This is a genomic window from bacterium (assembly GCA_040755755.1).
Lineage (GTDB): Bacteria > SZUA-182 > SZUA-182 > DTGQ01 > DTGQ01 > DTGQ01.
Map to the genome: position 1 here is coordinate 1 of JBFLZW010000016.1, position 24,268 is coordinate 24,268.

General features: G+C 50.9%; 26 protein-coding genes and 1 tRNA gene. 21 read left to right on the forward strand and 6 right to left on the reverse strand.

All coding sequences use genetic code 11. The features are described 5' to 3' along the window. Positions 1 to 84 precede the first annotated feature (84 nt). Both AB1611_05315 and AB1611_05320 read left to right on the forward strand, forming a co-directional pair. A complete protein-coding gene (locus AB1611_05315) occupies positions 85 to 378 on the forward strand; it encodes a hypothetical protein (protein ID MEW6379009.1) in 294 nt (97 codons plus the stop codon). Positions 379 to 382: 4 nt separating this feature from the next. Further along, positions 383 to 790, forward strand: coding sequence for a hypothetical protein (locus AB1611_05320; protein MEW6379010.1), 408 nt, complete (start codon positions 383 to 385; stop codon positions 788 to 790). 289 nt (positions 791 to 1,079) lie between these two features. On the opposite strand, the gene AB1611_05325 is transcribed toward AB1611_05320, so the two are convergent. The 4 genes from AB1611_05325 to AB1611_05340 form a co-directional block, all read right to left on the reverse strand. Continuing rightward, positions 1,080 to 2,117 carry a Gfo/Idh/MocA family oxidoreductase gene (locus AB1611_05325; GenBank protein MEW6379011.1) on the reverse strand — a complete coding sequence of 346 codons (1,038 nt, stop codon included), beginning with the start codon at positions 2,115 to 2,117 and terminating at the stop codon, positions 1,080 to 1,082. A gap of 84 nt (positions 2,118 to 2,201) precedes the next feature. Continuing rightward, positions 2,202 to 5,189, reverse strand: a complete 2,988-nt coding sequence (locus AB1611_05330) for a 6-hydroxymethylpterin diphosphokinase MptE-like protein (GenBank protein ID MEW6379012.1) — start codon at positions 5,187 to 5,189, stop codon at positions 2,202 to 2,204. Then, the gene (gene fliS, locus AB1611_05335) at positions 5,173 to 5,547 is read right to left on the reverse strand and encodes a flagellar export chaperone FliS (GenBank protein ID MEW6379013.1); all 375 of its coding nucleotides are present in this window, start codon (positions 5,545 to 5,547) and stop codon (positions 5,173 to 5,175) included. Before fliS ends, AB1611_05330 begins: the two co-directional genes overlap by 17 nt. Before the next feature lie 138 nt (positions 5,548 to 5,685). Then, entirely contained in the window at positions 5,686 to 7,302 is a 1,617-nt protein-coding gene (locus AB1611_05340) for a flagellin (GenBank protein MEW6379014.1), read from the reverse strand. A 487-nt stretch (positions 7,303 to 7,789) separates the two neighbouring features. Here AB1611_05340 and AB1611_05345 point away from each other — a divergent pair, with 487 nt between their 5' ends. From AB1611_05345 to AB1611_05400, 12 genes are all read left to right on the forward strand, one after another. Beyond that, a complete protein-coding gene (locus AB1611_05345) occupies positions 7,790 to 8,062 on the forward strand; it encodes a hypothetical protein (GenBank protein MEW6379015.1) in 273 nt (90 codons plus the stop codon). Between the two features lie 11 nt (positions 8,063 to 8,073). Continuing rightward, the gene (locus tag AB1611_05350; protein ID MEW6379016.1) at positions 8,074 to 9,090 is read left to right on the forward strand and encodes an HD domain-containing phosphohydrolase; all 1,017 of its coding nucleotides are present in this window, start codon (positions 8,074 to 8,076) and stop codon (positions 9,088 to 9,090) included. 31 nt (positions 9,091 to 9,121) lie between these two features. Then, a complete protein-coding gene (locus AB1611_05355) occupies positions 9,122 to 9,718 on the forward strand; it encodes a PilZ domain-containing protein (protein ID MEW6379017.1) in 597 nt (198 codons plus the stop codon). Between the two features lie 130 nt (positions 9,719 to 9,848). After that, positions 9,849 to 10,001, forward strand: a complete 153-nt coding sequence (locus AB1611_05360; GenBank protein ID MEW6379018.1) for a hypothetical protein — start codon at positions 9,849 to 9,851, stop codon at positions 9,999 to 10,001. Between the two features lie 30 nt (positions 10,002 to 10,031). Then, on the forward strand, positions 10,032 to 10,247 hold the full coding sequence (locus AB1611_05365) for a cold-shock protein (protein MEW6379019.1): 216 nt from the start codon (positions 10,032 to 10,034) through the stop codon (positions 10,245 to 10,247). A gap of 187 nt (positions 10,248 to 10,434) precedes the next feature. After that, positions 10,435 to 10,511 (forward strand) — tRNA-Met (locus tag AB1611_05370). 132 nt (positions 10,512 to 10,643) lie between these two features. Beyond that, positions 10,644 to 11,900 carry a 3-isopropylmalate dehydratase large subunit gene (locus tag AB1611_05375; GenBank protein MEW6379020.1) on the forward strand — a complete coding sequence of 419 codons (1,257 nt, stop codon included), beginning with the start codon at positions 10,644 to 10,646 and terminating at the stop codon, positions 11,898 to 11,900. A gap of 21 nt (positions 11,901 to 11,921) precedes the next feature. Next, positions 11,922 to 12,419: a 3-isopropylmalate dehydratase gene (locus AB1611_05380; GenBank protein ID MEW6379021.1), complete on the forward strand. Its 498-nt coding sequence runs from the start codon at positions 11,922 to 11,924 to the stop codon at positions 12,417 to 12,419. Positions 12,420 to 12,451: 32 nt separating this feature from the next. Then, on the forward strand, positions 12,452 to 12,928 hold the full coding sequence (locus tag AB1611_05385) for a phosphatidylglycerophosphatase A (GenBank protein MEW6379022.1): 477 nt from the start codon (positions 12,452 to 12,454) through the stop codon (positions 12,926 to 12,928). After that, the gene (locus AB1611_05390) at positions 12,892 to 13,725 is read left to right on the forward strand and encodes a prepilin peptidase (protein MEW6379023.1); all 834 of its coding nucleotides are present in this window, start codon (positions 12,892 to 12,894) and stop codon (positions 13,723 to 13,725) included. The genes AB1611_05385 and AB1611_05390 overlap by 37 nt, the downstream gene beginning before the upstream one ends. Before the next feature lie 49 nt (positions 13,726 to 13,774). After that, positions 13,775 to 14,107, forward strand: coding sequence for a nucleotidyltransferase domain-containing protein (locus tag AB1611_05395; GenBank protein ID MEW6379024.1), 333 nt, complete (start codon positions 13,775 to 13,777; stop codon positions 14,105 to 14,107). After that, entirely contained in the window at positions 14,073 to 14,474 is a 402-nt protein-coding gene (locus AB1611_05400; protein MEW6379025.1) for a nucleotidyltransferase substrate binding protein, read from the forward strand. The genes AB1611_05395 and AB1611_05400 overlap by 35 nt, the downstream gene beginning before the upstream one ends. A 78-nt stretch (positions 14,475 to 14,552) precedes the next feature. On the opposite strand, the gene queA is transcribed toward AB1611_05400, so the two are convergent. Continuing rightward, positions 14,553 to 15,575 carry a tRNA preQ1(34) S-adenosylmethionine ribosyltransferase-isomerase QueA gene (gene queA / locus AB1611_05405; protein MEW6379026.1) on the reverse strand — a complete coding sequence of 341 codons (1,023 nt, stop codon included), beginning with the start codon at positions 15,573 to 15,575 and terminating at the stop codon, positions 14,553 to 14,555. A gap of 18 nt (positions 15,576 to 15,593) precedes the next feature. Then, a complete protein-coding gene (locus tag AB1611_05410) occupies positions 15,594 to 16,142 on the reverse strand; it encodes an epoxyqueuosine reductase QueH (protein MEW6379027.1) in 549 nt (182 codons plus the stop codon). Between the two features lie 236 nt (positions 16,143 to 16,378). Between AB1611_05410 and AB1611_05415 the strand changes: the two genes are divergently transcribed. The 7 genes from AB1611_05415 (at position 16,379) to AB1611_05445 (ending at position 24,164) form a co-directional block, all read left to right on the forward strand. Next, on the forward strand, positions 16,379 to 16,759 hold the full coding sequence (locus AB1611_05415; protein ID MEW6379028.1) for a nucleotidyltransferase domain-containing protein: 381 nt from the start codon (positions 16,379 to 16,381) through the stop codon (positions 16,757 to 16,759). Beyond that, entirely contained in the window at positions 16,728 to 17,201 is a 474-nt protein-coding gene (locus AB1611_05420; GenBank protein MEW6379029.1) for a hypothetical protein, read from the forward strand. The genes AB1611_05415 and AB1611_05420 overlap by 32 nt, the downstream gene beginning before the upstream one ends. 165 nt (positions 17,202 to 17,366) lie before the next feature. Beyond that, positions 17,367 to 17,777: a preprotein translocase subunit SecG gene (gene secG, locus AB1611_05425; protein MEW6379030.1), complete on the forward strand. Its 411-nt coding sequence runs from the start codon at positions 17,367 to 17,369 to the stop codon at positions 17,775 to 17,777. Positions 17,778 to 17,916: 139 nt separating this feature from the next. After that, entirely contained in the window at positions 17,917 to 20,067 is a 2,151-nt protein-coding gene (locus AB1611_05430) for an ABC transporter substrate-binding protein (GenBank protein ID MEW6379031.1), read from the forward strand. A 21-nt stretch (positions 20,068 to 20,088) separates the two neighbouring features. Then, positions 20,089 to 21,066, forward strand: a complete 978-nt coding sequence (locus AB1611_05435; protein ID MEW6379032.1) for an ABC transporter permease — start codon at positions 20,089 to 20,091, stop codon at positions 21,064 to 21,066. A 14-nt stretch (positions 21,067 to 21,080) separates the two neighbouring features. Next, a complete protein-coding gene (locus tag AB1611_05440; GenBank protein MEW6379033.1) occupies positions 21,081 to 22,052 on the forward strand; it encodes an ABC transporter permease in 972 nt (323 codons plus the stop codon). A 39-nt stretch (positions 22,053 to 22,091) separates the two neighbouring features. After that, a complete protein-coding gene (locus AB1611_05445) occupies positions 22,092 to 24,164 on the forward strand; it encodes an ABC transporter ATP-binding protein (GenBank protein ID MEW6379034.1) in 2,073 nt (690 codons plus the stop codon). Positions 24,165 to 24,268 lie beyond the last annotated feature (104 nt).

A 24,268-nucleotide genomic window follows, 5' to 3' on the forward strand; every position in this document is an offset into this window, starting at 1 on the left:
GTGATCTGAGCCTTTTTCAGCTCGGCTTACGCTTCTATAATTATCTATTGAACCAGGAATTACCTATCCCTGTATTATTTTATCATGCCTTTGAGGCAAGATTATGAAAATGTGTCCGGTAGTGAGTCTATAATTATTGCTTTAATGTTCAAGCCAAAGAGTGAGGTGAATGACTTTTTCAGAGATATTGATAGCTTACAAATAAAATGGGGTAACTATTTGAAAGAGATTTACTTTTCTAAATCACTTTCTGAAACGACTGTCTCAGTGGATATGAAATATCGGATGCCTCAATTTATTGAAGATAAAAATACTATAAGTAGTAATAAGTTACTAGAAGTTAAATGCAAAGCAAAAAGTAAATTGATTTCGGGGTAGACCTATGAAATGTATCATATCTTTTTGTGCAGAGGCTGTCATTATAGATAGTCGGACTAATAATGTTTCTGCATTTAATCTCCTAGAAGAGTTACACAGCCCTAGTTTCCCAGTATTTATACCAAGAATACTCTTTTTTGCCTTATTAGAAAGGGATGATTCTGATTTAAATAGATATGACCTTACGCTCAAGGTCAATAATAATGAACAGTTACTCCTCGAAGTACCAACATCAGCAGATTTTCAAGACCCAAATAAAACAAGAAATAGACTGATAATAGAGATCGGCGGTCTCGCCATACCATCTGCCGGTGAATTAGGATTTACACTTATTCATGCGGAACAAACAGTATGTTCATATTCAGTTAAAGTAATGCAAATAGGTAAGCCACAAGTCAAAAAAATTGAATAGAAAAATGTGAATATTGCGGGAAAGTTCTCTCTCTCTCAACCTGCTGGAGGATGAGAGTTATTCTTCCCGGACAAAAGCTTATACCAAGAAATCCTATGCCTATTGCATCAAGTCATAGCTTACAAGCTGGTAACCCTTGAGCCAGAAGACCGCTTTAGATCATTGATGCCAAGTCTCAGTTCAAACCTTTGGTATCAAATCCAGTCCAAGTCTTAAGTCCCCTGTTCCAAACATAACCAGAGAACATAGATACTGTAAGTTCTTCGAAGGAGACAGCAAAATCCCCCCCTCACTCCCTCATCTCCCCCCCTTCCGCCTGTTCGTGAATCAGCTCCCGCTCTTCCTGGCCGATATCGTCGGCCTGGTCAAGCAGGGTGAGGATATTCTGATGCTGTTCAAAGGTATAGGGGAAGGGTGAGATTCCGTGGACGGCTTCCAGGAAGCAGCGCAGCTCATCGATATAGGGCTCTTCCGGGTTGATGTACATGTTTTCCACGCAGCCGCGAATCAGCGGCTCTGTGTGTTTCAGGGTATTGTCGGTGGAGTAGATTTTAATGAGCTGCTCGCTGTTATTCCAGTCGATGATGCCTTCCCTTCCGACGAAGTGCATATGCTGGATCGGGGCCTTGGAGGTCGGGTTCAGCAGCAGGTGGCCGCAGACTCCATTCCTGAACCTGAGCAGCAGATGATAGGAGGAGGCTGCCGCATCGGCCCCGGACCGTGTACGACTGACGCATCTGCGGGAAGTGCATATTGCTTCGATGCCGCCAAGCAGGCTGCTGAGCCAGGCCAGCTCGAAGGAGATGATTTCGCGGTAGGCTGTAGAGCCTGGCCGGGAATCGGAGAAGGGCCAGTAATCTTCCGCAGGGTGCCAGCCCGGCAGGTATTGCCCGCAATGGTAGGTGAAGGTCAGCGGCTGGCCGATGATTCCCTGGTGCAGGAGCTTTCGGATTTTTTTCGGGCCGGGGTAAAAACAGAGGGTACAGGAGGGTGCGGCCACAATTTTTCTCTCACTGATCCAGGTAATTAATTCGGTCATTTGCCCATCCTTCGGGCAAACCTCGACAAAAAAATGCTTGTTGGCCGCGGCTGCCTCAAGTGCATAGAAAAGCCGCATACTCGCAGGCACGGAAATGATGAGGGCTTCAGGGTCATGGGACATGGCCTCGGTGAAGTCTTCAAAGGTTTGAATTCGGTACCGCTGGGAAGTTTCATCTCTTCTGTCCAGACGGGGATCGCACCCGATAATGGTTCCCGATTGCAGGTATTTCAGATTCCGGATCCGGCGTTTACCCAGGGAGCCCAGTCCTATGACTAAGAATCTCATTGGTTTCGTGCCTCCTTCGAACTTTCCGCTCGTTGTTGAATTTCCGCTTGGTCGATGATTTTCCGTTTCGTAGTAGAGATCGAGTTACAAAGACAGTCGATTGATTCTTTCCATAGCCGGTGAGTAGTTCGGTTGAATGCGAAGAGCCGCCTGGTAACCTACTTTCGCTGCTTCTCTGGCCCCCAGCAAGAGATAGCAGTCTCCCAGTCTGACCAGGGAGCGGTAATCTCCCGGGATCAGGTTGAGGTAGTTTTCGTAGTGGGTAATTGCCTCTTCGAGCTTTCCCTGGCGAGTGCAGATGTTGGCCATCTTCAGGTAGAGGTGGGCAAAATTTTTATCCGCCTCGATCGCCTTCCGGTATGCCTGGAACGATTCGGGATAGTTGGCCTCCGAGAGGAAAACGTCTCCCAGATCCGCATGTATCTGGGCCTTGTTGGGATATCGCTCGGCAAGCCATTGGAGCTCTTTTCGGGCCGCATCCCATGCCTTCTGTCCCCGAAAGGCGCGGGACAGCCCGAAGTGAATTTCCGGATGATCTGGGTGAGTGGCCAGGATTTCCTGATAGACCCTGACAGCCTCATCGAAAGCATTCGCCAGAATCAGCCTTTTGCCTTCACTCAGGCGATCGGCAAGATACTGCCTGCGTTCACTCTCCTCCTTGAATTGCCGGACCTCTTCCTGAGTGGAGTCGATTTTCCGCCTTCGCTGCTCCAGGGATTTTTCCAGGATTTCTCTGGCCGGGATTGATTCAGGGTCAATGGCCAGGACTTTCCGGGAATAGATAATGGCGTTAACGAAATCCCCTTCCGAAGATCGCTCCCGGGCTTTAATCAGATATTTCTCCAGGCACTTTTCTTTCCTGGCCCTGATCTTGTTGTGGATTTTTTCCTCTCCCTGGAGATCGGACGGGTCGGAATGGATTCCCTTAAGGCACTCCTGCGCCTTGTCAAACTGCTCAAGGGTCAGATGAATTTCGGCAAGCTGGCGGAGTGCTTCCTCACTTTTCTGTCCACTCATTCTGGCCTGCTCAAATTCCAGGATAGCCCGTCTCAGGTACCCCATTTTTTTCAGGCACATCCCCAGCCGGAAATGAAAATCGGGCTCCTGCTTCCTGCCGCCTCCTTCCCGCCCGGCCTTCATGAGAATGGAGTATTCCCTGAGAGGAGGAAGGATTTCGTCCATGACTCCCTTAAGCAGCCGGATCGTGGTTTCGAATCCCTTATAGGCCAGGCCGTAGCGTCGGGCGGTGATTTTTGCTTTTTCATACAGGGACTTGCCGGTCTGATATTTATTTTCCCTCTGCATCAGAACATGCCTGACCCTGCCCAGAGCGCTTCGGATAATCCGGTGAGAATTGATGGCTCTGGCGATTTGCTCAAAGCCGCAACTGATCCTCTGGCTGAGTTCCTCGAATCGTTTTTTCCGGCTGTCCGAGAACGACTCCTCTTCGTCAGCAGGTACCAGTTTTTTCAGAATGCCGACAGGTTTTTCAAGTTTTTTATTGATCCGGAGTATCTTGTTAACCAGAAGGTTCACCGATTCAAGATCAGCGGTTAGTTTTTCAAGATCAGGATTCAAGGGGGTCAGGGCTTTTTTCAGACGATGCGAAAGGTCAAGGTCCTGCTGACAGTATTGATCGAGGGCTTCCCGCAGGGTCATGATCCTGGTGCCCCGAATCAGCGCGCCTCCCTCGGTGGCATCGATAAAGCAGCGGTCGGGGAAGTTTTTGACCGTGTTCTCGAAATCCTCCAGATATCCCATCAGCACTTTGGTGGTCAGCACTTTCCCTCCATAGATGCCATCCACCCAGTAGGCCTCGTTGACCATTTTCCCCCGGCTGTTCCACTCGAAGATCTGATTGCCCCGGAGCTCCACCTTGGTATCGGCATTGGCTCCGCAGATATGGCTGGTGGTACCCAGGGCCAGGTCCTGACCGGTGAAGATGATCGGGTCTGCGCCCATAGCCAGGGCCAGATTGAGACCGAGCTGGGCTACGGTTTTACCCCGGCCAACCTTTTCCTGTCGGTCGGTTTCAGTCAAAGCCAGAATATCCTCACTGCAGACGGGAGTGACGAGATCGGCCTGATATTCAAAGGCAATTTTAGGATAAACCCGGCTGTCGATCACAAGGGGCATGGCTGCATCCTGAATGACATCCTCAAGGTCAAGAAAGTTGGACTCCCCGAAATCGATGGAGCAGATAATGTCCGGTGTGATATCATAGGCCAGAAGGACCCGAAGGGCCTGGCCTACGGCAATGATGATGGCTTTCCCCTGAGCCTCCTTCAACAAGTGAATGTTTTTTTGCAGCGAGGGCCCGGTAGCCACCAGAATGGCTGGAACATGGCTGAAGTCTCCCCGGCAAAAACCCTCCGTAGAGCAGCCTGGAACGATCTTGGGCAGGTTTTTCAATTCGTTGATGACAAAGGTATCACTGAGAGCGACAAAGGTATTGTAGGACAGAAACAGCGTATTGCACAGCCGCTGACAGCTCTTGTACAGGGCAGGATAGGAGGACGATATCTTCGGGGCAAAATTCTCCATCTCCAGGCCGATCTTCCCATCCAGCAGCTTTGGGCTCTGCTGACTGATCAGCCGACGGATATGATCTTCTTCCGGAATGCAGAAGACCATTTTCTCCTGCCTGATGGCCTCTGAGAAATCATGGAGGCTGAAGGCAAAATGGAGTATCCGGGGATTTTCCTCGATAACGAACAGAATGTGGCCGGGTTCCATCTTTTCAATGATCCGGGCTGCCTTGTATCCAAGTCCCAGGCCGAAGAGAAAGGTGACCCCTTCCTGAAAGAATTCGCGGCTGTCAATATCCTTGTCGATAAGCTCACAAGGGTTATCCCGATTGTACAGGGCGATTTTTTTGCCTTCATCCGATTCGACCTGAAGGTCCGCTAATCCGGAAAGCGTGTAGATGAGCTCTACTTCTCTTTGATGTGGCAGGTTTTCCCACCAGGAGAGAAATTCCGGGGATTTCTCCTGCAGCGCGGCCCGGTTTTCCCGCCAGATTTCGGATGGATTCGCCATTTTGAGCTTATTGAGCTTACTGGGGTCTGGCATCTGCCCTTCCCCAGGCTTCCCGCAGCTCTTCCAGCATTCTGCGGACTTCGGCCAGGATGGAGGTATCCCCCCCTTCCAGATTGATCCTGGATAATTTTACCATCATATGTTGATACAGGGAAAAGAGACGGGTACTGATTTCCTGCAATTTGCCTTCATAGGAGAGCCCGTTGGCCAGGCCGGTGATGATTTCCTGGGCTTTGACTAGATGCTTGTAGGCACCCCGGCCCTGATTGCTGACTACAATGTGTTCGCACTGGGCAAGATTACTGATTGCATGATCGTAAAGGAGCAGGAGTGCCTGCTTGGGACTGGCGGTGGTCCGGTTTGTCTGTTCGTACGCCTTCAGCATATTCATGGAGTCAACCTTTGAGAAGTGAAAGAGGGGAGATCGGTTTGTTGATCTCCCCTTTGAATTGGTCCAATGTATGATTCGATAATAAAGTATAATAAATTACTGGAGACTCTCTATCAGATTTCACGATTGGCTGAAAGATCACCCTCCCAGCCCAAGGATGCCGAGGACCATTCTCGGTGCCTGCTGGGCCTGAGCCAGAAGCGACATATTGGCCTGCTGCAGGATCGTCAGCTTGGAGATCTCCATCTGCTCGTTGATCAGGTCGGCATCTTCGATTCGCGAAATAGCCGCGGTTGACTGAGTTTTCCTTCCTTCGAGGAGACTTGATTTCATATCCAGCCGCTTGGTCATGGCCCCGATGTTGCCCAGTTCGGCATCCACCCTCTCCAGGGCCTTATCGAGCTTGCGTAAAGATGCTTTGGCACCATTGACCGTGCTCAGGTTTATTCCTCCGGCGCCGGTCAGACCATCTACGCTGACGCTGCCGCTGGTCACGTGCCCGACCTGGGAGGTCTGGATTTTCCCTCTGAAAATATCGCCTTCGGTCAGGACATCGTTGCCGCTGAAGGATAGCTGGAGACCGGTAGCATGATGTGTGGTGCCGTCAAAGGTAACGGATCCGCTGGCATTGATGGTTTTTTCATCTTCCCAGTCGGTCCAGTCCCCCCATCCTTTGCCATCTCCTTTGTCAACGCGGGTACGAATCTGAAGGGCAGCAGAGGTAGCACCGCTGTTTAAGGTGGCCCCGTCATCGACTCTGATTTCATATTCGATCAGGTCTCCGGCTTCAGCCAGTCCGGCGATACCAGTATCGCCGCTGGCCGTGACCATGCTGGCAAGTGACATTCCATAGTTATCACTATCCGATACGGACCAGCCAAGACCATAGACATCACCGGTTACCGTTTTTTTGGTACTGAAGGTAATGATATCTCCCTCGGCAAACTTCTTATCCGTTACGCTGCTGGCCAGTCTGAGGCCGCTCAGGCTGATACCCCGGCCGCTGAACTGCTGGCCGTCAGTCAGGTAAAAAGTGCTTTCATAATCATACGAAACACCGTCAGTAGTGGTATAACTGACCTTGTAGGAGTTATCTCCGGTAAACTCAATGGTCCAGTCCGCATCGATGACATTGTCAGCGTTGGTGACTGTCGGCTTTCCATCATCAGCCACGGCTGTAGTGTTGCTGAAGATGACATCACCGTTGTTCAATCCATTGGCCAGGGTAGCCTGCTTTAATCCGAGGCGGAAGTTCAGGTCAATAGCCAGGTCGGTAGTGTCATTGACATTTGGTCCGGTCTGAAAGGTGAAAGCGGCATTCCCATCCAGAAGGAGTTCGCCATTCCAGGTGGTCTGAGTTACCGTATCCTGAATTTCATTGATGTACTGAGCGATCTGGTCCTGAATGGCCGCACGCTGCGCGGAATTTTTGGAACCGTCACTGGCCTCCAGGGCTTTTTGCCGCATTTCCATGAGCAGGCTCTTGATGGATGTTGCGCCATCATTGGCGGTGTTGATCATGTTCTGGGCATTACCGATATTGTTGCCAGCCATTTCCATACCATTCAGATCAATTTTCATCCCGGTAGCATGAATATAGCCAGCCGGGTCATCCGCTGAAGTGTTGACCCTTTTCAAGGTAGCGATCCGGCTCTGGTGTACGTTCAGCAGGCTATTGGTTGATTCCAGCCCCCGGTAGGCCGAGTTTGCCATCAGGTTCGTGTTGATTACGCCAAGTTTTCCGTAAATCGACATGGTATATGCCCCCCAACTAAGATTTCAGAAGATAGCGCTCCACAAGGAAATAGCGGTCGTTAAAAAAGAGTTATCGGCCCCGTGCCTAAAAAGTCATATTCGTCAGCAGGCTCAGTTCTGGCAACGATCAGTATCTTTTATGCTGCATATCACCTCTTTTATGGAAAACCAAAATGTCAGACGAAACAGAGGCCCATAGTTAACTCCACGGTAAAATTTTAATAATTTTTTCCGCAGGTTATTGCTCATTCAGCATTCTACTCTTTTTATCGGCCAAGGGGAAAAACACTTCGGGATATGTTTTTCGGAATCATTCTTTTTTGTTGATTCTATAACGCTTTTGGGCTTGCGGGGAGAAAGGGCGGCGAAGGAAGCAGCGGTTGGAACCGAAAAAACTGGTGTACCCTGTTTATGGAGAGGGGAGAGGGGCATTTCACCTTTCGCTTCTTTACTGTCCGGAATGCGGATCAGGCAATAAGGTTTGAATATGGAAAAGGACAAAAAATATCCACTGTCGGCAGTTTCTCTCAGCGGCCCTGCGGCAGAGCAGGAATTATTCGATAAATCCACCGATTCTTCGGTTGATAGTGATAACTGCCTGACTCAGGAAAACCAGGAACAGACGGAGGCTCAAAAAATCGATACTCTTCACACCTGCGCACAGAGAAAAAGCGCTCATATTCTGGAAGAGGTCGTCTCCAGGCTCGTCAGCGATTTGAAAAACAAGCGATTCGAGAACAAGCAAACATCCGGGAAATAAAGGGAACCTGTATGATAAACAAGGAATCTACGAATACTGACCAAAGTCAGGCTGCTGCGGAAGCGCAGATCTTTCCTCTGCTCTACTCGATCATCAATACGAAACTTGATACTATGGCCAATATGGAGCATTTCCTGCAGCTCATTGTGGATACAGGAGCCAGGATCGTATCTGCCCGCAATTCCTCCCTGGTGATTTTCACGGAAAAGATGGATATTCCATCCTCGGATTCAAAAAACAAGGATGACTCCTTTTCACTCCATAACTTTTGCCGGTCGGATTCCTATATTGTCATTCCTCTGATGCTTCGGGGATTGAAAGACCCCTTCGGCTATTTGCGGGTTGAGAACAAGCAGAATAACCAGAAGTTTGATTCCAAAGACCTGTTCTCGCTCCTTCTGCTGAGTCGGCAGGCTACCCTGAAAATCGAAAACGACCTGTTATACAAACGGGTGCATCAGGACCTGATTGATTCATTGCTGTCCATGGTCAATATGCTGGAGTCCAGGGACCGGTATACCTATTCCCATTCGCGGCGGGTTACCCGATTCGCTCTGGCCATCGCTGACGACCTTACCCTTGACCAGAAGGATAAAGATGTCCTGCGGCTGACCAGCCTGTTGCACGACATTGGAAAAATCGGCATTCCAGATTCCATCCTGAATAAAAAAGATCACCTGACCAATGATGAATTTGAGGTGATTAAAACCCATCCCCTGGTTGCTGAAAATATCATGCGTCCCCTGGACTTTTTAGCCTCGGAACGGTCGATCATCCGGCATCATCATGAGCGGCTGGATGGAAGCGGCTATCCGGACGGTCTGAAGGAAGATGCAATCTCCCTGTGTACCAGAATTATTGCTGTCGCAGATTCCTTCGATGCCATAACTTCCAATCGCCCTTACCGGAAAGCGAAATCTTATGCGGATGCTCTCGAAGAGCTGGAAGAACTGGCAAATGAGAAATATGACAGGCATGTGGTGAATAGTTTAAAAAAAGTTATTTTTCGTATCGAGGCTTTTTGCTGAAAATGCCGATCTAATGATAGAGGACAATTTTTTGGCATATCGAGAAAAGCGAAAAGATTATCGGATTCAGGATACCCTAGCCATTGAGTACCAGGTTCTTTCATCCGGGGAATATGAAGCGGAGAAGCTCCGTTTGAAAAATCAGCCAAGCGGAGTACGAACTCTGAAAGACAAGTATGCCCACCTTCTGCCCAACGGGCAGGAAGGAGAGAATTTGGGGAGCGGAGATTCTGAGCTCATTCGGGGATTGTTGAAAATTATCATTGGCCTGAATGAGAAGGTTGATTTGATCTTATCTCATCTGGAGGGAAAAGAAGGGGATGTGAGCATCTATCGCACGCCCCCGCAGGAGGTGAGCCTCGGTGCGGCAGGAATCGGCTTTTGCAGCTCCGAGCACATACCCATGGAAGCGTATATTAAGGTGAGAATGCTCCTGCCCCAGAATCCTCAGGTTTTAATTACCACCTTGGGCAAGGTGGTCTGGGTCACAGCCAAACAAACAGGGGAGGTGAAGAGATTTGAAGTAGGGATTTTGTTTTTGGATATCCACGAGGATGATCGGGAAGCGATCATCAAGCATATTTTCACCAGACAGCGGGATATCTTGCGAAGCAGGGCAAAAAGTTGAAAAAACAGGTATCGATATCCTGTCAATTTTCTCGACCTCTTGCAAGACATCCGAGAAGATGGCGGGGAAAAGCGGATGGAGAAATGAAAAGTTGTAAGGAGCTTACATCCTTACTTCCTAAAACACAGGTTTGATCCCCCGAAGGATTTACTATCAGACTGATCATGAGATTAATAACGGGAAGGTAGAGAAAAACGGAAAATCCCGGAAGCAGTTTACTCCAGCCGGAGTATTAACCAGGGATAAGGAACATGCCGCTGCGGCCACTGTTCCCAGGGAATAACTGATTTTTGTAGAGGAGGTTAACGTATTTATGGGATGTTGTGAAGGAACGGTAAAATGGTTTAACGATGCTAAAGGTTACGGCTTTATCGAACATGAAGGTGGAAGAGATGTCTTTGTTCATTACAGTGCTATTCAGGCAGAAGGATATAAGACCCTGAAGGAAGGGCAATCGGTATCCTTTGAGCTGGTTGACGGGCCGAAAGGGCCCCAGGCACTGAATGTCGTGAAGAGCCAGAATTTTTGATACGGTTTTTGAAAAATAATTCCTGACAGGAATATTTCAAGGGGGGAGATAACGACCCAGCGTTATCTCCTCTTTTTTTACTGCCACGGATAAAATTTTTCGCGGGAGCTACCCCGGCTCGGGGAAAATTGCCCCCTTGACATTCAATCCTTTTTGTTGTATCCTACTTGCGATAATAAGGAAAAGACGCGGGGTGGAGCAGTCAGGTAGCTCGTTGGGCTCATAACCCAAAGGCCGCTGGTTCAAATCCAGCCCCCGCTACCAATTTATGCCTGCTGTATAACTGAAGTTGTTATACAGCATTTTTTTTATTCCAGCCACTAGAGAAATAAAACTATGAAAAGCTCGCTTTGGATTTTAATCTTTTAACCCCTGACGAAAGGAAGTACTCGACATATGCCCATGACCATAGCCGAAAAAATTTTGAGTGAAAAGAGCGGCTGTGAGGCCAGGAGCGGACGGATTGTCGTCTGCGCCATCTCCTGGGCCATTGCTCAGGACGGGACCGGACCGCTCGCCATCCGGCGGCTGCAGGATGCGGGACTCACCAGGGTTTTCGATCCGAAAAGGGTCATCTTCTTCATTGACCACGCGGCACCAAGCCCCCGGAAGGAACTATCCAATGCACACCTCCAGATCCGCTCCTTTGCCCGGGAAACCGGGGCCATTGTTTCCGACATTCAGGAAGGGGTCTGCCACCAGCGGATGGTTGAAGACTTCATCAGTCCGGGAGACCTTCTGATCGGTGCCGATTCCCATACCTGCACCTCCGGTGCTCTGGGAGCCTTCTCCACCGGCATGGGCTCTACGGATGTGGCTATTGGCATGGCTCTTGGCAAGGTCTGGCTCAAGGTTCCCCCAACCATCAGAATTGAAGTCAGTGGAGCATTCCGGCCCGGCGTATATGCCAAGGATTTGATTCTCTCCGTAATCGGCCAACTCACCGCAGATGGCGCTACCTACAAGGCCCTGGAATTTGGCGGACCGGCCATCTCGGGCATGAGCATGTCAGAGCGGTTCACCCTCTGTAATATGGCGGTTGAGGCTGGAGCCAAAACCGGCCTGATCGCCACTGATGAAATCACCCGCGATTATCTGATGAAGCAGGGCAGAGGAGATCGGTTCCGCGAAATTGCCCCGGATCCCGGGGCTGAATACGAACAGGTTCTCACCATTCAGGCCGGGGACCTGGAACCCATGATCGCCCTTCCTCATACGGTGGACAATGTCAAGCCTGTCCGGCAGGTTGCCGGAACCAAAATCCACCAGGTCTTTATCGGGACCTGCACCAATGGACGACTGGACGACCTTGAAATCGCCGCCAAAATCCTCGACGGGCGGAAGGTCGCTCCGGGAGTGCGGCTCATCGTGACTCCGGCATCAAAAGCTATTTACCTCCAAGCCCTGCAGAGCGGCCTTATCGAAAAGCTCATCAGGGCTGGAGCTGCCGTAACCAGCACCGGCTGCGGCCCGTGCGTGGGGATACATCAGGGGATTCTCGGCGACGGCGAGGCCTGCCTCAGCACTCAGAACCGGAATTTTCTGGGGAGAATGGGCAATCCGGACGGATTTATCTACCTGTCTTCACCCGCTACGGCTGCCTGCTCAGCCTTAAAGGGTGAAATCGCCGATCCCAGAGAGATAGTGAAATAACAGGAGAGAGGTAACTCAATGATTCTAGAAGGACATGCTAAAAAATTCGGAGATAATATCAGTACAGACCTGATTGCTCCCGGAAGGCTCTTCCACCTTCGGAATAACCTGCCGGAGCTGGCCAAACATGTTTTAGAGGATGCTGAGCCCAATTTTTATGAAAAGATTCAAAAAGGGGACTTTATTGTCGCCGGACGGAATTTCGGTCTGGGTTCAAGCCGCGAACATGCACCGGCAATCATTAAAATTGCCGGGATCGGAGCGGTTCTCGCCCAATCCGTGGCCCGGATTTTCTTTCGCAATGCCATTAATGTCGGCCTTCCCGTGTTTGAATGCGATACCAGCCGGATTGAGGCTGAAGACCATCTGCGGATCAATGTTTTGCAGGGGACCGTGGAAAACCTCACCCAGGGGATATCCCTGCCATTTCATGCCCTCCCGCAGATCATGGTGGATATTTTAAACGACGGAGGCCTGGTGCCTCATATCCAAAAAAATGGCGGATTTAATCTGGTCTAGCCCATGCCAGGGGATTCAAGGAGGCCCTGCCGATGACCGGAAAAGTTGAGTTGTGGATCGCCACCGGCCTTGGCCTTGGGTATTCCCCCATTGTCTCCGGGACCGTCGGCAGTCTGGGTGGGGTCGCGCTGTTTGGGCTCCTTCACCTGCTTCCCTGGCATCTGTACCTCATAACCGTAGCCGGTCTCTTCTTCATGGGTATCTGGGCGGCTGATCGGGCCGAGGCCGTATTCAAAGAGAAGGACAGCGGCTTCATCGTGATCGATGAAATCGTCGGTTTTCTGATCACGGCATTTTTACTGCCCTGGAACTGGCTCTCGATGACGGCTGCCTTTGTCCTGTTTCGAATCTTCGATATTCTCAAACCCTTCCCCTGGCGAAGCGCGGAAAAACTGCCGGGAGGATTAGGCATCATGCTGGATGATGCAGGTGTTGGCATATATGCCAACCTGCTTCTCCAGGGAATGCGAGTATGGCTGTGTCCCAGAATTTGTTTCCCCAGGATTTGACCCTGCAATTTCTCAACCTGCCCGCCGGCTTTCTTCCGGTGGTTTTTTTTCTCTTCGGGGCGTGCATCGGAAGCTTTCTGAATGTCTGCATCTTTCGCCTTCCCCGGAATGAATCGATTGTTTTCCCGGCCTCCCACTGTCCAGCCTGCAATACCAAATTGAAGTCTGCAGATAATGTCCCAATCTTCAGTTTCCTGTTTCTCCGGGGGAAGTGCCGCTATTGTCAGACCGCAATCTCCTGGCAGTATCCTATTGTGGAACTGACCACCGGAATTCTGTTTGCCCTGGCTGTCATCCGCTTTGGCTTGCAGTGGAATACATTTATTGCTCTTGTCCTGATTCCGGTCAGTCTGGTGGTTTCGGTTATCGATCTCAAGGTTCAGATCATCCCCAACGTCATCTCCCTGCCGGGAATCGGTCTTGGCCTGGCAGCCAGTCTCCTGCCGGGCTCACCCCTGACCTTTTTCAATGCCCTGTCGGGCATGCTGATCGGGGGAGGGCTCTTTTACCTGGTGGCGGTGATTAGTAAAGGAGGGATGGGGGGAGGAGATATCAAACTCATTGCCATGTTCGGGGCTTTTTTGGGCTGGCAAAAATGCCTGCTGACCATTTTCCTGGGCGTTTTACTGGGATCAATAGTCGGTATCGCTCTCATGCTGCTCAAGCGCAAAGGCCGGAAAGATCCGATTCCCTTTGGCCCGTTCTTGTGCATCGGCGCTCTGATCAGCCTCTTCTACGGCCAGGCCATGATCAACTGGTACCTTCATCTTACCATAGGGAAGGCGGGCTTTTGGTAAGGCTATGGCAGCCCGATTTTCAGTGATGCAGTGACGGGAGTTTTTCTTCATGATAAAAAGAAACCTCTATCTGCCTCCTCTGGTGCACGAGCAGCTCGTGCGCTTGTTATCGGCGCAGTCTGCTGTAGAGAGAGTCGTTCTGTTCGGCTCCCGCGCCCGTGGGGATGCAGAGGAGCGCTCGGACATTGATCTTTCGATTGAGGCACCGGGTGCTTTGCAGCGGCAGTGGCTGGAAATCCTCTTTCGTCTGGAGGAAATCGACACCCTGCTGCCCATTCATGCAGTTCGATGGGAAGAGGCATCCGATGTATTGAAGCGACGGATACAGGTGGAGGGAAGGGTATTGTATGAACGATCCACAAGCAGTCCAAAGCGTTCGTAACCTCGGAAACGCCCTGCAACGGCTCAGGGAAGCGCTTCAGGAGCCTGAAGGTAACAGCCTGGCTGTCGATGGCACTATTCAGCGCTTTGAGTTCGTAATCGAGCTGTATTGGAAGATGCTCAAGCGCCTTTTAGCTTCGGAAGGGATTGAAACCTATACTCCGAGAGAGTCTCTCCAGCGTGCATTTCAGGCTAACTGGCTTTCGGATGAAACAGCCTGGCTGCAAATGCTGAGAGACCGGAATGAAACCTCCCATATCTACGATGAGGCAACGGCAAGACGAATTTATGGCCACATCAGAGATTACTTCCCGGAGATGGAACGAACATATCAATTCCTCTGCCACCGCTTCGGCGTCCAGCAATGAACAAACCTTCCCTTTGTTTGCCATGAGGTTCTCAGCGCACTCCAGTGAACCTGAGTTGTTACGGCCAAGGAACCACCGCTACAGAATGAGCATGGCATCGCCGTAGCTGTAAAACCGATACTCTCTGGCCACAGCCTGCCGGTAGGCTTCCAGGACAAAGTCACGTCCTGCAAACGCAGCCACCAGCATCAGCAGGGTGGATTTTGGCAGGTGAAAGTTGGTTATCAGGCTATCCACCATCCGCACCGTGAAGCCGGGGTAGATAAACAGGTCGGTCCATCCCTGTCTGGGCAGGTCTGGGTTTTGCCCCAAAGATTCCAGGACCCTGGTGGAGGTTGTGCCGCAGGCAATGATCCTGCCTCCTTTCTCTTTGGTCTCGGTGATTTTGCGCAGCGTGTCCTCCGGGACCTCGTAATACTCAGCTTCCATCCGGTGCTCTTCAATGTTTTCTGCCTTGACCGGCTGAAAGGTTCCCAGACCCACATGCAGGGTCACGAAGGCAATCTGCACTCCCTGGTTCCGGATCGCATCGAGCAGCGAATCGGTAAAATGCAGTCCGGCTGTAGGGGCTGCCACCGCCCCCTTTTGCCGGGCAAAGACCGTCTGGTAGCGGTCCCGGTCCTCAGTAGTCGGCGACTGGAAGTGATTGATATAGGGGGGGAGCGGCACCTGACCATACTCTTCGAGGACCTGGTCAATGGTCATCTCCCCCGAAAAGGAGGCAATGCAGCGGCCCTGGCCTTTTTTCTCGACAACCCGGCCGGTCAGCGCTCCCTGAGCAATCAGGAAGGAATCGTTGACTTTGAGGTTTCCCCGGATAAGGACTTCCCACCGGTTATCCGCGACGGCCTTGAGAAAAAAGATTTCCAGCCTGCCGCCGGTTTGCTTTTGCCCAAAGAGACGGCAGGGAATGACCCTGGTGTCATTGAGGACCAGAAGGTCTTGAGGGTGCAGATATTCACAGACTGAAGGAAACAGGCGATGCTCGATTGTTTGCGTGCCGCGGTGGAGCACCATCAACCGGGATGCGTCTCTGTGTGGCAGGGGATGCTGAGCGATCCTTTCAGGCGGAAGATCGTAGGAGAAGTCAGAAAGCTGCACGGGATGTGATTCCTTCCATCAAGCGGTTTTCTTCCCCTGCGATCGATGATAGCGGTCTTTTTCACTGTATATGCATCCACAGTACTGCTGCCGATACAGCTCGAATTCTTTCGACAGGGAGATGCCCTCTTTCCATCCCTGCCGAAAGTCCCGGTAGAAAAAGGGTATTCCATATCGCTGCCCTGCCTCGGCTCCGATTCGGGCAATGGCCTCATGGTTTTGAAACTTGCTGTACAGCAGAGAAGAGGTAAAGTAATCGAACTTCCCCTTGCCCGCAATTTGCGCCGCTGCCTCCAGCCGCATATGATAGCAGGTCAGGCACCGGGAGCTTTCCCGGTAGGCAATTTCCCGCAGGAAGTCTTCGAGCAGGTACTCATCCCGGTAGACCATGCGAACGCCCTGCGACTTGGCCCACTGCTGAACTGTTACCAGCCTGCGCTGGTATTCCTGGTAGGGGTGAATGTTGGGATTGAAGAAAAAGCCGATTATTTCATGCTCTTCCTCAAGCAGCACCTTCCAGAGATAGACAAAGCAGGGAGCACAGCAGACATGAACCAGGATTTTCATTTTTTGTGTGTCTCTCCTTGGGCTTACGGTAGATCCTCTTATTCCAGATGTGAACTCTAAATTACCAATTTGTCGTGCGGTTGTCAAGTACATTCAGTACATTCAGTTACTTCCGCAGAGCTATCTGTTTGTGCTTTTTAACCTGGCAGTTAAAATTCATCGATACACTGAGGACTTTTAGCTTGACTTTGGAGGCTATGCCGGGTTTAAATGAAAATAACCACGGGAGAGATGAAATGGCAGAGATAAATATCGGCGATATACGAGACTACCTTTTAAAAAGAGAGCGGTCAAGGGCCTGTTCAAGGCAGGAAGAGCGGGATAAAATCGTTTCCGGGCTTCAGGCACTGACCATGATCTGGAGAAAGTATCAGCTTGACAGGGTCTTCTTATACGGCTCGCTCGCCGATTTGACTTTTCATCGCGGATCGGATATTGATCTGGCGATTGAGCCGGAGGTTGGATTTGAAGAGCAGCTCAGGCTCTATTCTGAAATTAACCGGCATTTTAAACGGGAAGTCGATGTAAGATTATTAAAGGAATTACCTTTTTCCGAGAAGGTGATACGAGAAGGTATTGTCGTGTATGAAAGAGAGAATAGCCATACTGAAAAGTGAGATGGAAAGGGATTATAAGCGGTTAAATATCCTTTTCGATAAATTTGAGAAATCCTACAGTGAATTTCTCGGCAGAGAGGAATATTCCAAACTGGTCGAGTCTGCGTTTTATGTGAATCAGATTTACAGCGGCTTTGAAAACATTTTCAAAAACATAGCCGGAACCTTCGAAAACACCATAGAGAAGGATTACTGGCATAAGTCCCTGCTGGAAAGGATAAGTTTAGATATCCAGGGCATCAGACCGGCCTTGGTTTCAGAAGAAAGCTATCAATGTCTGAATGAATTACGAGCATTCCGGCACTTTTTCCACCATGCTTATGGCGCCGATATCGATAAGGAAAAATTTAAAATTGTTGCAGATAAGGTTTACAGGATTAAGGGGCTGTTCGGCAGGGAGATAGAGCGATTCTCCGCTTTCCTGGACAAGCTGATGGAATAACGGCCTAATGGATGAGCACTGAAAGGGCAGAAGACTTGTGTAAAATTCTGCTGGAAAAACAAGTTGAAATCTGGTATCATGATGGGTGCTTTTTCTGATTAAATTGGCAGGAATGCAAGATAATTCAATACGAAACTTTACATTCATACGGAAGGATGAAAAATTATGTATAGTGCCCTCATTGCTGTTCACTTGATTGTCAGCGTTATCATGATCCTGGTGGTTATTTTCCAGTCCGGCAAGGGAAGTGAGATGGGAGCTGTGTTCGGAGGAGGAGCAAGTCAAACGGCTTTTGGAAGCCAAGGCGCTGCAGGATTTCTGGAAAAAACAACGGTTGTTTGTGCCGTGATCTTTATGGTAACTTCGCTTTCTCTGGCTGTTTTGTCATCGAACAAGCAAAAATCCCTGGTTGAGGATGTCGCTCCGCCGCCGGTGGAGCAGAGTGTCCCTCAGTCTGCACCGGTTCAGGCTCCGGCTCCAGCGCAGAGTAAAACTGCACCGGCTCAAGCTCCAGCTCAGGGTCAATCTGCACCAGTGCAGGCCCCGGCAGCACCTCCGGCCACTCCGGGGAATTAGGCTCGGAGTGGTTATAATTGATGGAATTATTTTGACTTTTGGGAATAAGTTATCTACAATAGAGCCGATATAACTAACAAAATTAGGCTCTTTTTGCTCTGATCAAAAACCGGGGAACCGGGGGAAATCCCGAAAGTCGATGAGCGGCATCCTTACAAAACGGATTTTAATCATTTTGCCAATAGTGGTTCTGGCCATTTTGGTCCAGTCGTATTTCTGGGTTCCAAACTATGATAACCAGACGAAAGGCAATCCACAAAGACTCACCCAATATATTTCCGCTTCGATCGGTGATGTGGCTATCATCAATCCTGTCCTGAATGCGGACTCCGCCAGCAGCGAAATCTGCGACAAGATATTCGATGGATTAATCGATCGGGATGAGAACCTTAAATTGCGGGGACGGCTGGCTACGGACTGGAAAATCTCCGAAGAGGTTTACTTCTCCTTCAACGATGACCCTGTCTGGGCCGGGAAGGGGCTGGCAACGCCTGAAGCGGTAAAGGAGGCCATTGAAAGAGCGGCATCCTCCAATCAACCGGAATATTCTTTCCTGAGCGGCATGGAGAACCTTGAGATCGTACCCCCATCCACTGAAGAGCGAATCGTATCCGAGCAGGTACCGGATACAAAAGGGGAGGTCACAGAGATCAAGGTCAAAGTCACCATTCATCACCCGCCCCGGATCAAGGCGACTTTGCGTGAAGTGAACCAGGATTTCTTTACGCAACTTGAGCCCCTCCTGGGCTCAGGCTATTTCAACCAGAAAGACCGCTTGTCATCGCGGTTAACAATCGCCTCGCCCCACGATATACCTGAGCGCCGGGCGGCCTACCTGGACCAGTATCTTCCGGCGGTTGAACATAATCCGGTCATTATCTTCAACCTTCGCCGGGGAGCGCGGTTTTCCGATGGGCATGAATTTGACGCCAATGACGTGCGGTTCACCTACGAGTCGATTATGGATACTGCCAACCGCTCGCCGCGAATCCCTGATTTTGAGCCGGTCAAGACCCTGGAAGTGCTGGATAAATACCGGGTGAAGATTACCTACAAACGACTGTTTCAACCGGCCATTACCGCCTGGGGTATCGGCATGCTGCCGGAGCATCTGCTCAATAAAGAATGCCTGGCCAGGGAAGCGCGGCAAAAATCCCTCGATCCGGCGGATTTTACCCTGCGCCAGAGTGATTTCAATAAGTTGCGGCCCGTGGGAACAGGGCCGTTCACTTTTCAGGAGTGGCGCTCGGATCAGTACATCAAACTGGTGAGAAACGAGAATTACTGGGAAGGTCCGCCCCACTACCATGAATTCGTTTACCGGGTGATTCCGGACATGCTGACCCAGGAGCTTGAGTTTTATGCCGGAGCGACCGACCATTACGAGGCCCGGGCGCATCAGGTAGAACGGCTCAAGAAAGATGACAAGTTTCAAAATTTTTCCGGCCTGTCCTTCAGTTATACCTACATCGGCTATAATCTGCGCCGGGAGCTTTTTCAGGATAAAAGGGTGCGAAAGGCCCTGACTATGGCCATCAATATCCCGGAGATTATCCAGTATGTGCTCTACGGAGAAGGTGAACCCACCACGGGGCCTTTTCTCCAGCAGACCGACTTTTTTAATCCAGAGGTCAAACCGCTGCCCTACGATCCTGAAGGAGCCCTGCGGCTTTTGCGGGAAGCGGGATGGGAGCGTGACTCACAGGGGTTTTTGCGGAAGAACGGAAAATATTTCGAGTTTTCCCTGATTACCAATAACGGGAACCCATACCGCGAGGCCATCCTGATTGTTGCTCAGAATGCCTGGAAAAAGCTGGGGATAAAGGTATCCGCTGACCGGGTGGAATGGTCGGTCTTTCTGGAAAAACACGTTGATGTGGGCAATTTCGATGCCGTGGTGCTGGGCTGGAGCATGGGCATAGACCCTGATTTATATCAGGTCTGGCATTCCAGCCAGACAGGACAGTATCAGCTCAATTTTGTCGGCTACCAGAACCCGCAGGCTGATGAGCTGATTCTGAAAATCCGCCAGGAGTATGACGAAAAAAAACAGATTGAGTATTGCCATAAATTACATGAGATTATCTACGATGACCAGCCATACACCTTCCTCTATGTCGGACGGTGGACAGCCCTTTTGGATAAAAAGATCGCCATTCTGGAGAAGGATGGACAGGGACGGGATATCGTCAAGAGGATTACCCCGACGAAAACGGGCAGTTATGGCTTTTATTTCAACAAGTGGATCAAGTTTCCGCAGGCCCCGGTTTTCAGCACCGGATTTGAATAATACAAGGAGTAATAGGCAGCCATGCTTTCTTTTCTTTCGAGAAATCTGGTTGAAAAGTTAATCACCCTGTTCTTTATCTCCGTAATTTCGTTCAGTGTCGTGATGCTGGCACCCGGAGATCCCTCGGAAATCGATCCGATGAACCCCAAGTTTACCAAAGAGGACATTCAGCGGATCCGCAAGGCGTTTGATCTTGACAGGCCCCTGCATGTTCAGTATTACCTCTTCTACAGGAAGCTGTTGACGAATAAGTTGCTATCGTATAAAGATAATCAGCCGGTATTGAAGAAAATCATGGAGCGGTTCTGGAACAGCCTGCCATTGTTTCTGGTAGGTACCCTGCTGACCTGGTGTCTGGCTTTCCCGCTGGGTATTCAGGCTGCCCTGCGCCGGCAGTCCTTTTTCGACCGCTCAACCACATTCTTCTCCTATCTGTTTATTTCCCTGCCATCCTTCTTCCTGGCTTATATGCTGATTATCTTCATTGTCAAGGTCTTTCATGTACCGGTCATCGGATTGCAGACCTTTGGCCGGGAATCCTCAACCTGGTGGTATCTTGCCAACGACCGCATCTGGCACCTGGTGCTTCCCTCGGTCTTGAGTGCCATCGGAGGAATAGCCATTCTGTCCCGCTATGTCCGGAGCCAGATGCTTGAAGTCATCGAGCAGGATTATGTCCGCACTGCCCTGGCAAAAGGTCTGCCCCCGGATACGGTCTACTATAAGCATGCCCTCCGGAATGCGCTGCTTCCCTTTGTCACCATGTTCGGGTTGACGCTTCCGGGTCTGATCGGCGGGTCAGTGATCATTGAATCGATTTTCTCCTGGCCGGGAATGGGAAGGCTTGGATACGATGCCATCTTAGCCAGAGATTACCCGGTAATTCTGAGCTTGAACTTTATCGCCGCCTGTCTGGTCCTGGCCGGGACTTTTCTTTCCGACATTCTCTACATGGTAGTGGATCCGAGGATCTCTCTCATGTCGGAACCAAAAAGCTGAAGGAGAGATAATCCATGGTAAGGAATGATCCAGCTCAAAACCTCCCGGCACGGGAAGAGCATGAGCTGCCGCTCCCCCAGGTGAGCGGCCTGAGCAGCCTTTGGAGGCAACTGAAGAGCAATCCTCTGGCCCTGTGGGGGCTTGTCCTTTTAACAGTGTTTTTCATCATTGCTGCGGCTGGCATTATCCTGACCATGGGACGCAATCCGATCATGGATCCGGAGAAGGTCAGGCTGGTCGATACCCTGAAGCCTCCTCTGGGCAGGGCCAACGAGGCTATTCTGGCACCGGAGGACCGTCCGGTGTTCGGCATCTATCTTTTAGGTACCGATAAGCTTGGCCGGGATGTTCTGGCCCGTATGCTCCAGGGAGCCCATGTCTCCCTGCTGGTAGGTTTTATCTCGGTGGGCATTGCCGTTGTATTAGGCATCATTCTGGGGGCCCTGGCCGGTTATTATGGAAATACTGTCGATTCGATCATCATGCGGGCGGTTGACATCATGCTCTGCTTCCCATCGTTCTTCCTGATTCTGACCATAGTAGCCCTTTTGCCGCCCAGCATCTGGAACATTATGATTGTCATCGGACTGACCAGTTGGCCGGGGATCGCCCGGTTTGTCCGGGCCGAATTTCTGGCCCTCAAGAAACAGGACTTCGTGGTCGCTGCCGAGGCCCTTGGCCTTTCAAAGCCGAAGATCATGTTTGTCCATATGGTACCCAATGCCATAGCGCCGGTCCTGGTTACCGCAACCATTGACGTGGCCAGCGCCATTCTGACTGAATCAAGCTTAAGCTTCCTGGGTTTTGGCGTTCCCCCACCGGCAGCCTCCTGGGGCAATATCCTGTCCGATGGGAAGGAATTCATCTTTGATGCTCCCTGGCTGTTTCTTGCTTCCGGCACCGCCATTCTGGTTACGGTACTGGCGTTTAATCTGTTCGGGGAGGGATTGCGCGAGGCATTGAATCCCAGGCTGCGAGAGCGGTAATGAGAGCGAAATACTCAGCAACACGTAAAGCGATAGAATATGTCCCAACATAAAGAAACTTTTCTGGAAATTAAAGACCTGAAAACCTATTTTCGCACCTCTCTGGGTGATGTCAAAGCCGTAGACGGGATCAGCCTGACCCTGTCCCGGGGAGAGACCCTGGGCATTATCGGAGAATCAGGCTGCGGAAAAACTGTAACTTCACTATCGATCATGCGCCTGATCAAGCCCCCGGGAGGAAGGATTGCCGGGGGACAGGTGATATTCCGGGGAGATGATCTTCTGGACCTGCCTGAGCAGGCAATGCAGAAAATCCGGGGTAATAATATCGGCATGATCTTTCAGGAGCCCATGACCTCTTTGAATCCGGTTTTCCGGATTGGAGATCAGATCATGGAGACTCTTATTACCCACAGAAATTATAGCCAGGCTGAGGCCAGAGAGCACGCCCTCGAGCTTCTGTCCAAGGTCGGTATTCCCTCACCGCACATTCGCATCGATGAATATCCCCACCAGATGTCAGGGGGAATGAAGCAGCGGGCCATGATCGGCATGGCCATTGCCTGCAATCCGCAGGTATTGATCGCCGATGAACCCACGACAGCCCTCGATGTGACCATGCAGGCTCAGATCATCAATCTTCTTTACCAGTTGCAGCAGGAAATGGGCATGTCGATCCTGCTGATCACTCATGACCTTGGCATCATCGCCGAGATGGCGCATCAGGTGGTGGTCATGTACGCCTCCAAGGTAGTGGAAAAGGCCGATGTTGAGGAATTGTTCCGCCAGCCCCTCCATCCTTATACCCTTGGCCTTTTCCATTCGCTGCCCCGCTTGGGGGGAAAGGGGCGGATTCTTGAGGCCATTCAGGGCCAGGTGCCAAACCCCTTGAATTTCCCATCAGGATGCAAATTCTGGCCCCGGTGCTCCTTCGCCGATCAAAGATGCCGGGAAGAGGAGCCGGCTCTGGAGCAGGCCGACACCCAGCGATGGGTGGCCTGCTGGCGAGTAAACGGCTCTGGCAGCGGCCAGCCAAAAGGCAAATCCCCGCTGCCGAACGGCAAGGGGAAAACCCCTGTCTCCTCCCCGGTCCAGGTTCAGGACAGGCAAAAGCCGGTACCGGAGAGAGGACATGCGGATGCTCCCTCTTCCGAGAGCATACTGAAAGTTAAAGACCTGCGAAAGTACTTCCCCGTACGCCAGGGACTCTGGAGCAAAACCAGGGCATTTGTCAAGGCTGTCGATGGCCTGTCCTTCACCATTAACCACGGCGAGACCCTGGGGCTTGTCGGTGAATCAGGCTGCGGAAAAACCACGGCTGGCCGGGTAATCCTAAGGCTTATGGAACCGACTTCGGGAGAGGTCGTATTCAAAGGGACCCCTCTGTACTCGATCAAGGGGGAACCTCTCCGGAAATTGCGGCAGAAAATGCAGATCATTTTCCAGGATCCCTACTCCTCGCTCAATCCACGGTTGACAGTGGGCAACATTGTCGGCGAAGCACTGACCGCTCATGGCCTTGCCAGCGGCACCGAACGAAAGGCAATAGTTGAAAACCTGTTTTCCCGAGTTGGCTTATCGCCTTCCTACCTCAACCGCTACCCCCACGAATTTTCCGGAGGACAGCGCCAGAGGGTCGGTATCGCCCGTGCTCTGGCTTTGAATCCTGAATTTATCGTCTGCGATGAGGCAGTATCTGCTCTGGACGTTTCCATACAGGCTCAAATCATTAACCTGCTCCAGCAGTTGCAGGAGGAATTACATCTTTCGTATCTTTTTATTGCTCATAATCTGGCTGTAGTCGAGCATATTTCCCATAAAATCGCCATTATGTATCTGGGGCAAATTGTGGAGCAGCTTCCTGCTCACGAGCTGGTGAAAAACGCTGCTCACCCGTATACCCATGCCCTCCTTTCTTCCAATCCGGTAACCGACCCCTCCCAGCGGGGCAGACAGGCTCCCTTAACCGGGGATGTCCCCTCGCCGATCAACCTCCCGCCGGGATGCCGGTTTTACCCGCGCTGCCCCCGAGCGCAGAAACAATGCCAGGAGGGAAACCCTGAATTACTTGAGAAGGAAAAGGACCACTGGGTAAGATGCTGGTTGTGTTAAAGCAGTGGTCAGTGGCCAGTGGTCAGTGATCAGTAGAGAGCAGATAAAAACCGAGAGTCAGGAGAAAAGAGTATTTATTCTGAATTCTGAATTCTGACTCCTGA